The organism is Streptomyces glaucus (assembly GCF_039533365.1).
Classification (GTDB): Bacteria; Actinomycetota; Actinomycetes; order Streptomycetales; family Streptomycetaceae; genus Streptomyces; species Streptomyces glaucus.
This window is the reverse complement of sequence record NZ_BAAATK010000003.1, coordinates 291,326-307,213: the sequence shown is the minus strand read 5'-3', so window position 1 is coordinate 307,213 and position 15,888 is coordinate 291,326. Positions and strand designations below refer to the sequence as shown.

Here is a 15,888-nt window from a genome sequence, read left to right as displayed (position 1 = left end):
GGCGGCCGCGCGCCGGCGGCGTCCCCGCCGGCGCCGGTCCGGGCGGCCCGGTCCTGCCTCACGCACCGCCCCGGGTGTCCAGCTCGGCGAGGCTGATGTCGGCGCCCGGCGAGGCGGGATCCTGTGCCTCGGCCAGGTCGCCGAGGCTCACCAGTCCCACCGGCAGCCCGTTCTCCACCACCGGCAGCCGGCGCACCGCGTGCTCCCGCATCAGCGCGACCGCCGCCGACACCGGGTCGTCCGGGGCGACCACCAGCGGGTCCGGGGTGCACACGGACCGCGCGCTCACCGCCAGCGGGTCGACGCCCTCGGCGACGGCCCGCACCGCGATGTCCCGGTCGGTGAGCACGCCGACGACCTGCTGGCCGTCGGCCACCACCACGTCGCCGATGTTCTGCGCGCGCATCAGCTGCGCCGCCTCGACCAGCGAGGCGTCCGGGCGCACGGCGACCACGCCCGGCGTCATGACGTCCTTCACGAACTCGGCCATCGGTTGGCCCTCCTCCCGTTCCCCGGCCCGCGGGGCCGCGGGCCGGGCCGGGACGCATCGCCCGCGGCACCCCGCCGCGGGGAGCTACGCGTCGCCCGGCCCGGCCTCCCCGGCCCCGGTCAGGGCCTCGGCCAGCTCCTGGACGGTGCCGTAGCGCGCCGACTGCGGCAGCTCCTCGACCTGCTCGACGAGCGAGTCGGGCGCGTTGCCGCGGCGCAGCGCCCGGGCCAGCTCGCGCGGGCCCGCCGGGAAGGTGCCGCGGGTCAGGATCCGGGCCAGGTCCAGCCGGACCGTCTCCAGGGGCGTCGGCCCACGGCTCGGCGTCACCGGCCCGTGCGCGACCTCGGGGTCGTCCTCGGCGGTCGGCTCCGGGTCGTGCCACTCCTCGGTGCGGGTGGGGTGCCCGGACTTGAGCAGGCCCTGCAGTTCGTGCTTCATCTCGTCGTCGCGGCGGACGCTCAGCCGGTCGCTGCCTCGCTGCATGTCTCCCTCCAGATCCTCGGGGGTGGCCCCCGCGTACCCGCAGACCGGGCACCGACACGGATTCGTCCGGACGGGACCGGTCCGATTCAGCCGGACACCGGGGCGCGCGGTCGTCCTGCCCCGGCGCGCCGGGCGGGCCGGCGCGGACGGCGCCTGCCCGGTCACTTCCTCTCCCGCGCCGGCAGGAACTCCTGCACCTTCGCCTTGAAGCCCTGCCGGACCACCGACCCGCGGTCCGGGTCGCCCTTCAGGACCGCGGCGGCCGTCGCCTCCATCTGCTCCCACGTGGCGTGCGGCGGGATCGGCGGCACGGCCGGGTCGGTCAGGAACTCGACCACCGCCGGGCCGTCCGCCGCCAGGGCGGCCCGCCAGGCGTCCTCGACGTCCTCCGGCTTCTCCACCCGGATGCCGGTGAGGCCCAGCGAACGGGCGAACGCGGCGTACCGCACGTCCGGGAGCTCCTGCGAGGGCAGGAAGGACGGGGCGCCGCCCATGGCCCGCAGCTCCCAGGTGACCTGGTTCAGGTCGCGGTTGTTGAAGACGCCCACCACCAGCCGCGGGTCCTCCCACTGGTGGCGGTACTTCGCCGCCGTGATCAGCTCCGCCATGCCGTTCATCTGCATCGCGCCGTCCCCGACCAGGGCGATCGCGGGCCGGTCCGGGTGCGCGAACTTCGCGCCGATCACGTACGGCACGCCGCAGCCCATCGTGGCCAGCGTCCCGGACAGCGAGCCGCGCATGCCGGACCGCATGGTCAGGTGCCGCGCGTACCAGTTCGCCGTCGACCCCGAGTCGGAGGTGACGATCGCGTTGTCCGGCAGCAGCGGGTCCAGGGCGCGGGCCACGTACTCGGGGTTGACCGGGTCGGCGCTCAGGGCCGCGCGCCGCTCCATCACCTCCCGCCAGCGCCTGACGTTGTCGCACACCGTCTCGTACCACTCGCGGCCGCGCCCGGGCTCGATCAGCGGGATCAGCCGCTCGAGTGTCGCCCTCGCGTCGCCGACCAGGTTCACCTCGTACGGGTAGCGCATCCCGATCATGTGCGGGTCGATGTCGATCTGCACCCCCCGCACCTTGCCGAACTCGGGCAGGAACTGGCTGTACGGGAACGACGACCCGATGGTCAGCAGCGTGTCGCAGTCCCGCATCAGCTCGTACGACGGGCGGGTGCCCAGCAGGCCGATCGAGCCGGTGACGTACGGCAGCTCGTCGCTGAGGACGTCCTTGCCGAGCAGCGCCTTGGCGACGCCCGCGCCGAGCAGCTCGGCGATCCGCTCCACCTCGGCCCGCGCGCCGGCCGCGCCCTGGCCGACCAGGATCGCCACCTTGTCGCCGGCGTTGAGGATCTCCGCCGCCCGCCGCACGGCGTCGTCGGAGGGCACCGCCGTCCAGGAGCTGCGGTCCAGGCTGGAGGGCACCATCTTGAACTCGTGCGTGGGCGGCGAGTAGTCGAGTTCCTGCACGTCGCCGGGGATGATGACGGCCGTCGGGCAGCGGCGCGCGTACGCGGTGCGGATCGCCCGGTCCAGCACGTTGGGCAGCTGCTCGGGCACCGTCACCGTCTCCACGAAGTCGGAGGCGACGTCCTTGAACAGCGTGTGCAGGTCCACCTCCTGCTGGTAGGAGCCGCCCATCGCGGTGCGGTGCGTCTGCCCGACGATCGCCAGCACGGGCACGTGGTCCAGCTTGGCGTCGTACAGGCCGTTGAGCAGGTGGATCGCGCCGGGCCCCGAGGTCGCCGCGCACACGCCGAGACGGCCGCTGAACTTGGCGTAGCCGACCGCCTGGAACGCGGACATCTCCTCGTGCCGGGACTGGATGAACCGGGGCTGGTTCTCCGCCCGGCCCCAGGCGGCCAGCAGCCCGTTGATGCCGTCGCCGGGGTAGCCGAAGACGTGCTCGACACCCCATTCGCGCAGCCGCTGCAGGACCTGGTCGGCGACCTTGACGCTCATGTACGGACCTCCCGGACATCGGACGTGGGGGACTGGCGGACAGCAGCGGTACGAGTCACCGCGCGCCGTGCCCGAAAACCTGCCCGGGTGTTTGCGGGGCGGGGTCGGGGGCAGGTGGAGTCTCAGTGCTTCGGACAGGAGGCACGTCCGTGGGAGCGGTGCGACGTCGCCACGGGTGCGTCCGTCCGGATCCCGGGCGCGCTCCCACGGGGACCGTCCGACCGACGGGCCGTGTCGCCACGACGGCGTCCGCCACCGGCGCCGCCCGCGACATCCGGCACGCTTCCGGCTCCGCGCAGCGGGAGGCGCTCCGGGCCGCGCCTCATCGACAGGCGTGACGACAGGCCCCGCACTCCAGGGGAGCTGCGACGCACATGCCGACCCAAGCCGGCGGGAGGCACCACCCGCACGACGACGCCCCCGACACCGCCGAGGCCTTCCGCAGGCTCGCCGTCCTGCCGCCCGGCCCCGAGCGCGACGCGCTCCGCGACCGGATCGTCGAGGCCTGGCTGCCCATGGCCGACCGGCTCGCGGGACGCTTCCGCAGCCGCGGCGAGAGCTACGAGGACCTGCGCCAGGTCGCGGCCCTCGGTCTGGTCAAGGCCGTCGACCGGTACGACCCGGAGCGCGGCAACGCCTTCGAGAGCTACGCCGTGCCGACCGTCACCGGCGAGATCAAGCGCCACTTCCGCGACCACATGTGGACCCTGCACGTGCCGCGCCGCGTCCAGGACCTGCGCAACCGCGTGCGGTTCGCCTGCCAGGACCTGTCCCAGACGGTCTCGGGCCGCCGGCCCACCGTCGCCGAGATCGCCGAGCACGCCGACATGAGCGAGGAGGACGTCCAGGTGGGCCTGGAGGCCCTGGAGAGCTTCACCGCGCTCTCCCTGGACGCCGAGCTGCCCGGCAGCGAGGACGGCTACTCCCTCAGCGACGCCCTCGGCGCCCCCGACCCGGCCCTCGACACCGTCGTCGACCGCGAGGCCGTCAAGGAGCGCCTGGCCGCGCTGCCGGAGCGGGAACGCGCGATCCTCTACATGCGGTTCTTCGGCGACATGACCCAGAGCCGCATCGCCGAGCAGCTCGGCATCTCCCAGATGCACGTGTCCCGCCTGATCAGCCGGTGCTGCAACCGGGTGCGGGAGCAGGTGCTGCGGGAAGGGGCGTAGGCGGGGCGCCGGCCGGGACCGGGCCCGTCACCCGCTCGGAGGTCCCCTTCGCGCGAATGGTGCCCGGCGGCGCGCGTGCCGGAGCCGGGCGGGCTGTGATGGCTGCGGGGGCGCGAGCGCCGTGCCCCCGCAGCCGTCGCCGAAGGAGGCCCCCTCATGCGCCGTGCCGCCCGCGTCCTGTCCGTCGCCGTCCTGTCCGGTGCCGCCGTGGGTGTTCCCGGGCCGGTCCTCGCCGCAGGCCCGGTTCCCGCCGGGAGGCCGGCCGGGGCCGTGGACCGGGCCGTCGCCGCCCGGGCCGCCCCGGCCGTCCTCGTCCCGGCCGTCCCCGGCGGTCCGTCCGGCGCCGGGATACCCGCCGCGGCCGGGGACCCGGCCGGTACGCGGTCCGGTACGGGGGAGTCCGCGGACCCCGGAGGGCTCACCGCCGCGGAGGAATCCGCCGACGCGGAGGAGTCCGTCGGCGCGGAGAAATCCGCCGGTGCGGAGGAGTCCGTCGGCGCCGACGCGTCCGCCGGCGCGGAGGAACCCGGCGCCGACGCGTCCGCCGCCGAGCGACCCGCCGGCCAGGAGGACCCCGCGGCCACCGGCGGGAGACCGGACGTGTCCGGGGAACCGGCCGCCGAGGTCGTTCCCGGCACCGCCTCCCCGGGCGGCGACGTCACCGTCTCGGTCGTCTGCGATCCCGTCGGCGGCCGGGCCCCCGCCACCGTCGAGGCCGCCTCGCGGGCCTTCGAGGGGGGCGCCGTCGAGCTGCGCAAGGTGCCCGGGAACGACGAGGAGGTGTCCGGCCCCGTCTACCGCGGCACCGCCCGGATCGCCCCCGCCGGGGACTTCGAGGACGACCCCGCCCCGTCCGCCTCCGCCTCCGGTTCCGCCTCCGCCTCCGCGTGGACCGTCGACGGCACCTGCCCGGCGGCGCACGGCTCGGAGGGCACGCCGTGGAGCGCGACGTTCACCGTGCTGCCCGGCGGCAGCGGCGGCCACCCGTGCCCCGAACCGGGCGGGCCGGGCGACGCGCCGTGCGGCGACGCCACCCGGGGCGGGGTGCGGGCCGGGGCGGGCGGCACCTTCACCGACTCCGTGCCCGCGCTGGTCGCCGGGGGCGCCCTGATCGCCGGCGCGCTCGGCGCCGCCGCGCACCGGCTGTACCGCCGGCGCGGTCACGGCGGCGGCTGACCGGCCGGCGCCGCCCGCTCCGCCCGCCCGTGCCGCTTCCGAGCCCCGCCGCCCCGTACGTCTCACCGCCCTGCCCGTCCCGCCCGCTGCTCCGTCCGCTCCACCCGCCTCGTCCGCTCCACCCGCCTCGTGCGCTCCGGCAGCCCGGCTGTCCTGCGCGCCCGCGCCCGCCGCGCCCGCCACGCGCCCGCCGAACCCCTTGCGGTACCCCGGCCCCCTCCCCCCACACCGGCGACCGCCTGTGATCCGCGCAACCCGGCCGGGCGGCCATGGAGCGGCGTCAGCGCGGGTACTCACAGCTCCGAGACCCCGGGCCCGGGCGACGCGACGACCAACGGCACACCACCCAGGCCCCCACCCCGGAGGTACGCATGCCGCGGACGGACCCCGAAGGCCACGGCCCCGTCCGTTACGGGCCGCCGCTCCCGGCCGACGGGCTGCCCGTGCCGCCCGAGCTGTCGGCCGTGCTCGCCGCGGCCGCGTCCCGCGCCGAGGGCGAGCCGGTCGGCGGCGGGCCCGCGCTGCGGGCCGCGGCCTGCGGCTACTGGGAGCGGCGCGGCCTGCCCACCGCGCCCGACCGGGTGGTCGCCGCACCCGGCGCGCCCGCCCTGCTGCTCGCGCTGACCGCCGCGCTCGGCGGCGACGTCCTGGCGCCGCGGCCCTGCACCGCCTGGTGGACGCCGTACGCCCGTCTGCTGGGCAGGCCCGTCTACCACGTGGCGACGCCGGTCGAGTGCGGCGGCGTCCCGGATCCGTACGCCCTGCTGGAGACCGTGCGCCGGGTCCGCGCCGAGGGCGGCGACCCCCGGCTGCTGGTGCTGTCCGTCGCCGACGACCCCACCGCCACCGTCGCGCCGCCCGAGTTCCTGCACGAGACCGTCGAGGCGGCCGCCGGCGAGGGCCTGCACCTGGTCAGCGACGAGACCTGGCGCGACACGCTGCACGACCCGCAGGAGACGGTGCTGCTCAGCCCCGCCGAGATGCTGCCCGGGAAGGTCACCGTCGTCACCGACCTGGCCGGCGGGCTGCTCCCGCCGGGCTGGCCGGCCGCGGTGGCCCGCTTCCCGGCGTCCGCCGCCGGGGACGGCCTGCGTGCGCGCGTGCTGGACGTGCTCACCGCGCTCGACGCGTGCGTCGCCGCTCCCGTCGCCGTGGCGGCGGGCCACGTCCTGGGCGAGCCCGGGCCGGTCACCGCACGCCGGTCGGCCGCGGCACGCCTGCACGGGCGCGTGGCCGCCGCCGCGCACGCCGCCGTGGTCGCGGGCGGCGCCCTCGCCCGGCCCCCGCGGGCCGGCCGCCACCTGTACGTCGACCTCGGCCCGCTGCGCGCCGCGCTCGGCGCGCAGGGCGTCTCGGACGCCCAGGAACTGGAGGACTTCCTCACCGCCCGGCTCGGCATGCCCGCGCCGGGCGGCCACCGCTTCGGCGACGATCTGCAGGCGCTGCGCGTCCGGCTGTGCACCGGCCCCCTGCTGGGCGCCTCCGAGGAGGAGCGCGCGGAATGCCTCAGGTCCCCCGACCCGTTGGAACTGCCACACGTGCGACGCGCGTTGATCCAGCTGAGGTCGGTCTTCGACGATCTCCGCGACGCTCAGCGATGGGAGCCTCCTCGATGACGCAGCAGTCCGAGCCGACCACCACGAGCACGACCGTCCGGGAAGCCGACGCTCCGGCGGACGCGTCGTCCCCGGCCTTCCCGGTTCCGCCGCTCGCCGCTCCCCGGCCCCTGGGCGAGCGCCGGATATGGCCGAGAACCTTCCACGACCGGCTCACCGCCCCGCTGCCCGGCCTGAGGGCCATGGCCCGCTTCGCCCGCGAGGGCGCCCTGCGCCCGGACCGGGCGGGCCTCGCCGACATCCCCCGGCTCCCCTTCCGGCCCGGCCCGCTGCCCCGCGTCGACGCCCGCACCATCGCCGTCACCTGGGCGGGACACGCCAGTTGGGTGGTGCGGATCGGCGGGCTCACCGTCCTCACCGACCCGGTCTGGTCCCGCCGCATCCTCGGCACCCCGGCCCGCATCACGCCCGTGGGCGTCCCCTGGGAGGACCTGCCCCGCGTCGACGCGGTCGTCATCAGCCACAACCACTACGACCACCTGGACGCCCCCACGCTGCGCCGGCTCCCGCGCGACACCCCGGTGTTCGTGCCCGCCGGGCTCGGCCGCTGGTTCCAGCGGCGCCGCTTCACCCGCGTCACCGAGCTGGACTGGTGGGAGGCGGCCGAACTGCGTCCGGAGGGCGACCCCGCCGAGGGCGGCGGCGGGCGCCGGGCGGGGGTCCGCTTCGACTTCGTCCCCGCCCACCACTGGTCCAAGCGCACCCTCACCGACACCTGCCGCACCCTGTGGGGCGGCTGGGTGCTCACCGCCCCCGACGGCCGGCGGGTCTACTTCGCGGGCGACACGGGCTACGGCCACTGGTTCTCCCGCATCGGGCGGCGTTATCCGGGCATCGACCTGGCCCTGCTCCCCATCGGCGCCTACGACCCCCGCTGGTGGCTCCGCGACGTCCACTGCGACCCGGAGGAGGCGGTCCAGGCCGCCCAGGACCTCGGCGCGCGCCGGATGGCCCCCATGCACTGGGCCACGTTCGTGCTGTCGGCGGAACCGGTGCTGGAGCCGCTCACCCGCGTACGCGCCGCCTGGGAGAGGGCCGGCCTGCCCCGCGAGGACCTGTGGGACCTGCCGGTGGGCGGCTCCCGGATCCTCGACCGGGCCTGATCTTCCCGGGGCTCCGCCCGCGGGTCCCGCTCCCGCCTCGGGGCCTCGCCCGCGGGCCCGGCTCCTCGCCCCCGGCCCCGGTCCTCCGTCAGGCCCTCGTCTCCCCTCCGCCGGGTCCCCGCCCCGGGCCCCGGTGGCCCGCCGGGTCCCCGTCCCCGGTCAGGCCTTCGAGACCCCGCGGACCCGTCGCCACAGCCCCGGCGCCGCGCCGACCAGCAGGGTCAGCGCGACCGCCGCGACCACTCCCTCCCACGGCTGCGGGAACAGCGAGCCGCCGAGAATCCCGATCAGCTGGTACGTCACCGCCCAGGCCAGGCAGGCCGGCAGGTTGCCGCGGGAGAAGCGGCGCAGCGGCCACTTCGCCATCAGGCAGGCCAGCATCACCGGGATACGGCCCGCCGGCACCAGCCGGGACAGCACCAGCACCGCCACGCCGTGCGCGGCGAGCTTGTCCTGGGCCTGCGCGAGCCGGTCCTCCGGAGCGCGCGCCCGGATCGCCGCCAGCCAGCGCGAACCGTTCTTCGACCCCATCCCGCGCCGCCCCAGCCAGTACAGGGCCGCGTCGCCCAGGAACGCCCCCAGCGACGCCGTCACGAACACCAGCGCCAGCGAGAACGGCGCCGTCTGGTGGACGGCGACCACGGCCGCCGAACTCACCAGCGCACCCGTCGGCACCACCGGCACCAGCGCCCCGACCAGCACCAGCAGGAACAGCGAGGGATAGCCCAGCGCCTGCTGCGTGGACTCGGGCGGCACCGCCGCGGGCGCGGCGAGCCAGGTCACCGGGCGACCTCCAGACGGACGCTCTCCCCGTGGCGGAGCCGGTGCACCGCCACATCCGGCGCGCGCAGCGCCGCCAGGCGCACGAACTCGTCGCCCGGCGCGTGGAACTCGTGGGGGCGCACGGCGTCCATCCCGATCGGCCAGTACGTGCCGTAGTGCACCGGCACCGCGCTGCGCGCCGTCAGCCGGGCCAGCGCCTCGGCCGCCCGCCCCGCGTCCAGGTGCCCCTCCCCGAGGCGGGGACCCCAGCCGCCCACCGGCAGCAGCGCCACGTCCACCGGCCCGACCTCCTCGGCCATCGAGTCGAACAGCCCGGTGTCCCCGGCGAAGTAGGTGCGGGCCTCGCCCTCGACGACATAGCCGAGAGCGGGGGCGCGGTGCGGCCCGAGCGGCAGCCGCCGCCCGTCGTGCCGCGCGGACACGGCCCGCACCACCAGGCCGCCGACCGGTACGACGTCCCCCGGCGCCACCTCGGTCACCCGCAGGTGGGCGAGCCGGCGCAGCCCCGGCACCGCGCGGGGCGCACCCCGGGGCACGAGCAGGCGCGTGCCCGCGGCGAGCCCCGCCAGCGACGGCACGTGCAGGTGGTCGGCGTGCAGGTGCGACACCAGTGCCACGTCCGCGCGCCGGGCGTCGGGCGGGGGCGGCGCCCCGCGCCGCCGGCGCAGGTGCGCGAGCCGGCGGGCGAACAGGGGATCGGTGAGCACGCGTACGTCCGAGTCCTCGACCGTGCAGGTCGCGTGCCCCCACCAGGTGACCTCCACCGGCACCTCCATGCCTCCTTCGCGCGACTCCCCGAAGCGTACGTGCAGGAGTAGGGTCGGCGACGAAACCGGAGGTGAGGGGGGTGCCATGGTGCCGGTCCGGGTCACGGCGATCGCGAGTCTGACGCCGCTGGAGGAGCTGGACGCCGATCCCTTCCTGGTGGACTCCCGCAGCCAGCACGCCATGTGCGCCCGGTGGGCCGCCGAGCACGGGTACGTCGTCACCCGGGAGCTGCTGGTGCGCGGGCTGCGGCCCGACCACGAGGCCCTGTGGGAGGGCGTGCGGCCCGGCCGGGACCTGTTCGTCGCGCCCAGCCGGCGGGTCCTGGAGAGCGCGCTGTCGTCCGTGGAGGAGTTCACCGCGGAGTGCGCGCGGCGCGGGGTGCGGGTGGAGACGGTGGGGCAGGCGGAACCGTCGTACGACGCGGCGATGAAGGCGTGCGTGCACCGGCGGCTGTCGATGCCGACGGCCGGCTACGACGGGCGCTGAGGCCCGCCGGGGCACGGGCCGGGGGACGGACCGGCGCTCGCCCGCGGTGTGACAAGGTGAGTACGGGCCCGCGCCGGTGACGGGCCGGAACGCGAGGTGGGCGGGAGTGCTTGGGGGACGCTGGCGGCGGGTGGCCAGCCAGATCGGGCGGAGCGTCGGGGTGTGGGCCGTCTCCACGCTCACCATGCTCGTGCTCGCCGGCCTCCTGCCGGACTTCCGGCTCCGCTCGGCCGACGGCGACAGCGCCACCGACATCGCCGTCACCGCCGCGTTCGGCGCCGGCGCCTTCGGCCTGCTGTCGGCCCTGGTGTGGCCGCTGCTGGTCCGCCTCCTGCTGCTCGTGCCCGCGCTCGTCCTCGGCCTGCTGGTCTTCTTCCTCAACGGCGCCCTGCTGCTGCTCGCGCTGCGCCTCAACCCCGGCGAGCGCGGCGCCGCCGCCCCGGAGACCGCGGTGGTGGTGGCGGCCGTGATGTCCGCCGTCGCCTCCGCCACCGGCGCCGCCCTGGCCGTACGCGACGACGACGCCTACCGGCGCCGCCTGTACCGCCTCGCCGACCGCCGCCGCCGGGCGGGCCCGCCCTGCCCGGCCGGCCCCGGCACGCTCTTCCTCCAGCTCGACGGCGTCGGCCACGACGTGCTGGTGGACGCCGTCGGCAAGGGCCTGATGCCCACCGTCGCCCGCTGGCTGGACGGCGGCCGGGGCCGGCCCCCCACCCACCGGCTCACCCCCTGGCGCACCGACTGGTCCAGCCAGACCGGCGCCAGCCAGCTCGGCATCCTGCACGGCAGCAACCACGACGTGCCCGCCTTCCGCTGGTACGAGAAGGACCGCCGGGAGGTGATGGTCTGCAACCGCCCGACCAGCGCCGCCGAACTCCAGCGCCGCGCCGTCCGGCACACCGGCCACGACGGGCTGCTCGGCGTCGACGGCGCCAGCCGCGGCAACCTCTTCAGCGGCGGCGCGGGGGAACAGGCCCTGGTGCTGTCCATCGCCGCCCGCCGCCGCAGCCGGGAGAACCGCTCCCGCGCCGGCTACTTCGCCTACTTCTCCGACCCGGCCAACGCCGTGCGCACCGCCCTGTCCTTCGTCGCCGAGGTCGCCCGCGAGATCGGCCAGTCCACCCGCGCCCGCATCGACAAGGCCCGCCCGCACGTCTCCCGCGGCGGCCTCTACCCCCTCGTGCGGGCCTTCGCCACCGTCGTCGAACGGGACGTGGTGGTCGCCGCGGTGATGGGCGACATGCTCGCCGGGCGCACCGCGATCTACGCCGACCTGGTCGCCTACGACGAGGTGGCGCACCACTCCGGGCCGTTCGGCCGGGACGCCGGGAAGGTCCTGCAGCGCCTGGACCGCTGCCTCGCGCTGATCGAGAAGGTCGCCGAGCACGCCCCCCGCCCGTACCGGATCGTCGTGCTGTCCGACCACGGCCAGAGCCCCGGCGAAACCTTCCGCTCCCGTTACGGCCTCACCCTCGGCGACCTGGTGCGGGCCGGCTGCGGGCTGCCCGTGCCGCGCCGGGCCCGGCGCACCCGCAGCGGCGCCGAGGCGCGCAACGCCGTCCGGGCCGCGCTGCGCCGCCCCGTCGAGGAGGGCACCGAGGACCACCGCCCCCCGCGCCGCCGCTCCGAACCGATCGTGCTGGCCTCCGGCAACCTGGGCCTGGTGTCCTTCCCGGACGTGCCGCACCGGATGAGCCGGGAGGAGATCGACGCCCGCCATCCCGCGCTGCTGCCGACGCTCGCCAACCACCCCGGCATCGGCTTCCTGCTCGTCCGCAGCGAGGAGCACGGCGGGGTCGTGCTCGGCGCGCGCGGCGTGGAGATCCCCCTGGACCGGCTCGACGAGGACCCCGGCCCGCTCGCGCCCTTCGGCCCCGGCGCCGCCGACGCGGTGCGCCGCACGCACTCCTTCCCGCACGCCGCCGACATCATGGTCAACTCCTTCCACGACCCCGCCGACGGCGAGGTCCTCGCCTTCGAGGAGCAGATCGGCTCCCACGGCGGCCTCGGCGGCGCCCAGTCCCGGCCCTTCCTGCTGTCGCCGCTGGTCTTCTCCGCCCCGGCCGACGACGGAGCGGAGATCGTCGGCGCCGAGCACGTCCACCGCGTCCTCAGGCGCTGGCTCGACGAGTCGAACGGACCCCAGGTGCCGCTGGAGACCCGGGAGGAACGGGCCGCCTGAACCGACCGGGGCCCGGCCGCTCCGCCGCCCCCGGGTGATCCGCCGGGGGCGGCTCCCGTGCGGGACCGCGGCCCGACGCGGCACCGCGGCGGCCCGGCCGGGCGGTGCCCCGGTCACGGCGCCGCGCCCCGGCCGCGCCGTCCTCCGCGGGCGCCCCGGCCGCGCCGTCCGCCCGGAAAACCGGCTGCGCCCGCCGCCGTCGGCCCCCAGACTGTCCGTGAGGGCGCCGCTCACCCGTGCGCCCTTCCCGAACCTCTCCGGATCTCTCGAGGAGTCGCCGCTTTGCAGGCAGCCGTGACCGTCACGCCCGCCCGCCTCCCGGAGCTGCTGCTCGGCCTGGCCACCGTGCGTCCGGTGTTCCTGTGGGGCGCCCCCGGCATCGGGAAGTCCTCCCTGGTGCGGGAGTTCGCCGAGTCGCTGGGACTGGAGTGCGTGAGCCTGCTCGGCACCCAGCTCGCGCCCGAGGACCTCATCGGCGTCCCGCAGATCCGCGACGGCCGCTCCGTCTTCTGCCCGCCGGAGGTCATCGCCCGCGACGAGCCGTACTGCCTGTTCCTGGACGAGCTCAACGCGGCCACGCCGGACGTGCAGAAGGCGTTCTACTCGCTGATCCTGGACCGCAGGATCGGCAGCTACGAACTGCCCGAGGGCTCGGTCGTCATCGGCGCCGGGAACCGCGCCACCGACAACGCGCTCGCCCGCCCGATCGCCTCCGCGCTCGTCAACCGCCTCACCCACGTCCACCTGGCGGCCTCCGCCAAGGACTGGCTGGCCTGGGCCGCGGACCACGGCATCCACCCGTGGGTCCTGGACCACCTCACCGACCGGCCCGACCACCTGTGGTCCCGGCCGCCCAAGACCGAGGAGCCGTTCTCCACGCCCCGCTCCTGGCACATGCTCTCCGACGCCCTGCACTCCTTCGGCCCCGGCCTGGACGAGGAGACCCTGAAGGTCCTCGCGCACGGCACGCTCACCCCCGCGCACGCCACGGCGTTCTGCGGCTACGTCCGGGTCGTGCGCGGCCGGTTCGGCATCGAGGCGATCATCAAGGGCGAGGCCCGCTGGCCGCACCGCCCGGAGGACCGCGACCTGCTGTACTACCTCGCCGACTCCTTCCGCGGGCGGCTGATCAAGGAACTGCCCGCGAGCAAGGAGCACATGTCGGCGAACGGACGGCAGACCGCGTACCGCGCCAAGTCGCTGCTGGTGCAGCTCGCCGAGATCTCCGTGGAGGTCGCCCGGACCGTCATCGCCTCCGACGCCGACGGCAACCCCGTCCTGCCGTCCTGGTTCCTGGTGGAGGCGGCGCGGGACATGCCGCGCCTGGTGGAGGCGCGGCGGTGAGCCGGACGCCCGCCGGGAAGCGGAAGCGGGACCCCGCGGCCGAGGCGTTCGCCGAGGGCATGCGGCTGGTGCGGGCCAACCCGGCGCTCGCCGCCGTCGAGTTCAGCACCTGCCGCCGGCAGGACTGCGCGCAGGCGCCCCGGGACGGGCTCCTCGCCGTCCACTCCGACGGCGTGCTGCACGCCCACCCGGCCCGGATCGCCGACCCGGCCGTCTGGGCCTGGTCGATCGCGCACGCCGCGCTCCACCTCGGCTTCGGGCACGTCCCGGCCGCCAAGGGGCCGCGCACCCAGCCCGACCGGTACGACATCGCGGCGCGCTGCGTCGTCGTCGACCGCTTCCTGCAGTCCTTCCCCGTGGGCCGCGCACCGGGGGACCTGCCGCTGTCGTACCCGGACGGCGACGAGGAGCAGCTCGCCGCGCGCTGGCGGCGCGACGGGCTCCCGGCCGCCTACGCGCGCTGCGGCACCGCGGGCGCCGAGCCCGACCAGGTGCTCGTGGAGTGGCCCCGCTGGTCCGGGCAGCCCCCGGACTGGCAGCTGGCGTTCGCCACGGCCCTGACCCGGACCGTGTCCGCCGCGATGGACGTGGCGGGCGGCCGGCGCGCCCGCCTGGACGGCGAGCCGGCCGGGCGGCGCCCCTGGGAGGAGGCGCTGAGCTGGTTCATCTCCTCCTACCCCCTGCTGGGCGGCATCGCGGCGGGCATCGAGCTGGTCGCCGACGCCGAGCTGGCCCGCGCCCACGGCATCGCCGTCGCCGCGGTCGATGCCGAGGCCGGCGAGATCTACGTCAACCCGCTGCGGCAGATGGCGGACGAGGAGTGGCGGTTCGTCCTCGCCCACGAGATGCTGCACGCCGCCCTGCGCCACTCGGACCGCGGCGGCGCCCGCGACCCGTACCTGTTCAACGTCGCCTGCGACTACGTCGTCAACGGCTGGCTGTGCGAGATGCAGATCGGCACCATGCCCGAGGGGCTGCTGCACGACCCGCGGCTGGCGGGCCTGTCCGCCGAGGAGGTCTACGACCGGATCGCCGGCGACCCGCGCCGCATGCGCCGGCTGGCCACCCCGCGCGGCAAGGGCGCCCGCGACGTCCTCGGCACCCCCCTCGGACCGCCCCGCGACCGCGCCGACCTCGACGGGTTCTACCGCCGCGGCCTCGCCCAGGGCCTGGACCTGCACCAGCGGCAGGAACGCGGGTACCTGCCGGGCGGCCTGGTCGAGGAGATCCGCGCGCTCAGCCATCCGCCGCTGCCCTGGGACGCCCGGCTCGCCCGCTGGTTCGACGAGTTCGTGCCCCGCCCGGAGCCCCTGCGGTCCTACGCCCGTCCCTCGCGCCGCCAGGCCGCCACCCCCGGCATCCCGCGCGCGGGACGGTACTTCCCGCCCGAGGAGGTGCCCCGCTGCACCTTCGGCGTGGTGCTGGACACCTCCGGCTCCATGGACCGGGTCCTGCTCGGCAAGGCGCTGGGCGCCATCGCCTCCTACGCCGAGGCCCGGGACGTGCCGGCCGCCCGGGTCGTGTTCTGCGACGCGGCCCCGCACGACGCGGGGTACGTGCCGGTGACGGAGATCGCGGGACGGGTGCGGGTGCACGGCCGCGGCGGCACCGTGCTGCAGCCGGGCGTCGACCTGCTGCACCGCGCCGGCGACTTCCCGCCCACCGCGCCGATCCTGGTGATCACGGACGGCTGGTGCGACGTGCTGCGGGTGCGGCGCGAGCACGCGTACCTGATCCCGCGGGGCGCGCGGCTGCCGTTCACCGCCCGGGGGCCGGTCTTTCACGTGAGCTGAGCCGGAGTGTGATCGTATGGGGGTCAGGGACCCGGACACGGGGACCGCACCGTAGGCATTGCGAAAGGATTCGTCGTGGCAACCACGCGCTCCGCACACACCGTGTGGGAAGGCAACCTGTTCCAGGGCAAGGGCGTCGTCGACTTCGACTCCTCCGGCAGCATCTCCGCGCAGCCGGTCACGTGGGCGTCCCGCGCCGAGGAGGCGAACGGCAGGACCAGCCCGGAGGAGCTGATCGCCGCCGCTCACTCCAGCTGCTTCTCCATGGCCCTGTCGAACGTCCTCGACAAGGCCGGCACCCCGCCGACCAAGCTGGTGACCAGCGCCGAGGTCACCTTCCAGCCCGGTGAGGGCATCACCGGCATCCACCTCACCGTGGAGGGCACCGTGCCCGGCGCCGACGAGGCGGCCTTCACCGCCGCCGCCGAGGACGCCAAGGTCAACTGCCCGGTCAGCCAGGCGCTGAAGGCCGTGGACATCACCCTCACGGCGAAGCTCGCCTGACCCGCCGCCCGCCGTCGCGCGGGCACGCCGCGCGAC

Annotated in this window: 14 protein-coding genes; 9 read left to right on the top strand and 5 right to left on the bottom strand. The window is 76.5% G+C overall.

Translation table 11 applies throughout. The features are described 5' to 3' along the window. Positions 1–58: 58 nt before the first annotated feature. The 3 genes from ABD363_RS04055 to ABD363_RS04045 all read right to left on the bottom strand — a co-directional run bounded on the left by ABD363_RS04055 (position 59) and on the right by ABD363_RS04045 (position 2,928). The gene (locus ABD363_RS04055; protein WP_344599950.1) at positions 59–490 is read right to left on the bottom strand and encodes a CBS domain-containing protein; all 432 of its coding nucleotides are present in this window, start codon (positions 488–490) and stop codon (positions 59–61) included. Between the two features lie 84 nt (positions 491–574). Further along, positions 575–973 (bottom strand): DUF2795 domain-containing protein, encoded by a 399-nt coding sequence (locus ABD363_RS04050; RefSeq protein WP_344599949.1) that lies wholly within the window; start codon positions 971–973, stop codon positions 575–577. 161 nt (positions 974–1,134) lie between these two features. Then, the gene (locus ABD363_RS04045; protein ID WP_344599948.1) at positions 1,135–2,928 is read right to left on the bottom strand and encodes a thiamine pyrophosphate-requiring protein; all 1,794 of its coding nucleotides are present in this window, start codon (positions 2,926–2,928) and stop codon (positions 1,135–1,137) included. A 374-nt stretch (positions 2,929–3,302) separates the two neighbouring features. Between ABD363_RS04045 and ABD363_RS04040 the strand changes: the two genes are divergently transcribed. The 4 genes from ABD363_RS04040 (at position 3,303) to ABD363_RS04025 (ending at position 7,992) form a co-directional block, all read left to right on the top strand. After that, the gene (locus tag ABD363_RS04040; RefSeq protein WP_344599947.1) at positions 3,303–4,097 is read left to right on the top strand and encodes an RNA polymerase sigma factor SigF; all 795 of its coding nucleotides are present in this window, start codon (positions 3,303–3,305) and stop codon (positions 4,095–4,097) included. 156 nt (positions 4,098–4,253) lie between these two features. After that, a complete protein-coding gene (locus ABD363_RS04035; RefSeq protein ID WP_344599946.1) occupies positions 4,254–5,273 on the top strand; it encodes a hypothetical protein in 1,020 nt (339 codons plus the stop codon). Positions 5,274–5,644: 371 nt separating this feature from the next. Beyond that, positions 5,645–6,889 (top strand): aminotransferase class I/II-fold pyridoxal phosphate-dependent enzyme, encoded by a 1,245-nt coding sequence (locus ABD363_RS04030; protein ID WP_344599945.1) that lies wholly within the window; start codon positions 5,645–5,647, stop codon positions 6,887–6,889. Continuing rightward, positions 6,886–7,992, top strand: a complete 1,107-nt coding sequence (locus tag ABD363_RS04025; protein ID WP_344599944.1) for an MBL fold metallo-hydrolase — start codon at positions 6,886–6,888, stop codon at positions 7,990–7,992. The genes ABD363_RS04030 and ABD363_RS04025 overlap by 4 nt, the downstream gene beginning before the upstream one ends. 159 nt (positions 7,993–8,151) lie before the next feature. Here ABD363_RS04025 and ABD363_RS04020 read toward each other — a convergent pair whose 3' ends face one another. After that, the gene (locus ABD363_RS04020) at positions 8,152–8,775 is read right to left on the bottom strand and encodes a DedA family protein (protein ID WP_344599943.1); all 624 of its coding nucleotides are present in this window, start codon (positions 8,773–8,775) and stop codon (positions 8,152–8,154) included. Beyond that, positions 8,772–9,545 carry an MBL fold metallo-hydrolase gene (locus ABD363_RS04015; RefSeq protein WP_344599964.1) on the bottom strand — a complete coding sequence of 258 codons (774 nt, stop codon included), beginning with the start codon at positions 9,543–9,545 and terminating at the stop codon, positions 8,772–8,774. Before ABD363_RS04015 ends, ABD363_RS04020 begins: the two co-directional genes overlap by 4 nt. A gap of 82 nt (positions 9,546–9,627) precedes the next feature. On the opposite strand from ABD363_RS04015, the gene ABD363_RS04010 reads away from it, so the two are divergent. The 5 genes from ABD363_RS04010 to ABD363_RS03990 all read left to right on the top strand — a co-directional run bounded on the left by ABD363_RS04010 (position 9,628) and on the right by ABD363_RS03990 (position 15,852). Continuing rightward, complete coding sequence (locus ABD363_RS04010; protein ID WP_344599942.1) at positions 9,628–10,029, top strand: hypothetical protein; 402 nt, start codon at positions 9,628–9,630, stop codon at positions 10,027–10,029. Positions 10,030–10,135: 106 nt separating this feature from the next. After that, positions 10,136–12,211, top strand: a complete 2,076-nt coding sequence (locus ABD363_RS04005) for a phage holin family protein (protein ID WP_344599941.1) — start codon at positions 10,136–10,138, stop codon at positions 12,209–12,211. A 282-nt stretch (positions 12,212–12,493) separates the two neighbouring features. Further along, positions 12,494–13,555 carry an ATP-binding protein gene (locus ABD363_RS04000; RefSeq protein ID WP_344599940.1) on the top strand — a complete coding sequence of 354 codons (1,062 nt, stop codon included), beginning with the start codon at positions 12,494–12,496 and terminating at the stop codon, positions 13,553–13,555. Between the two features lie 59 nt (positions 13,556–13,614). Next, entirely contained in the window at positions 13,615–15,348 is a 1,734-nt protein-coding gene (locus ABD363_RS03995) for a vWA domain-containing protein (RefSeq protein WP_344599963.1), read from the top strand. 75 nt (positions 15,349–15,423) lie between these two features. Then, positions 15,424–15,852: an OsmC family peroxiredoxin gene (locus ABD363_RS03990; protein WP_344599939.1), complete on the top strand. Its 429-nt coding sequence runs from the start codon at positions 15,424–15,426 to the stop codon at positions 15,850–15,852. Positions 15,853–15,888 lie beyond the last annotated feature (36 nt).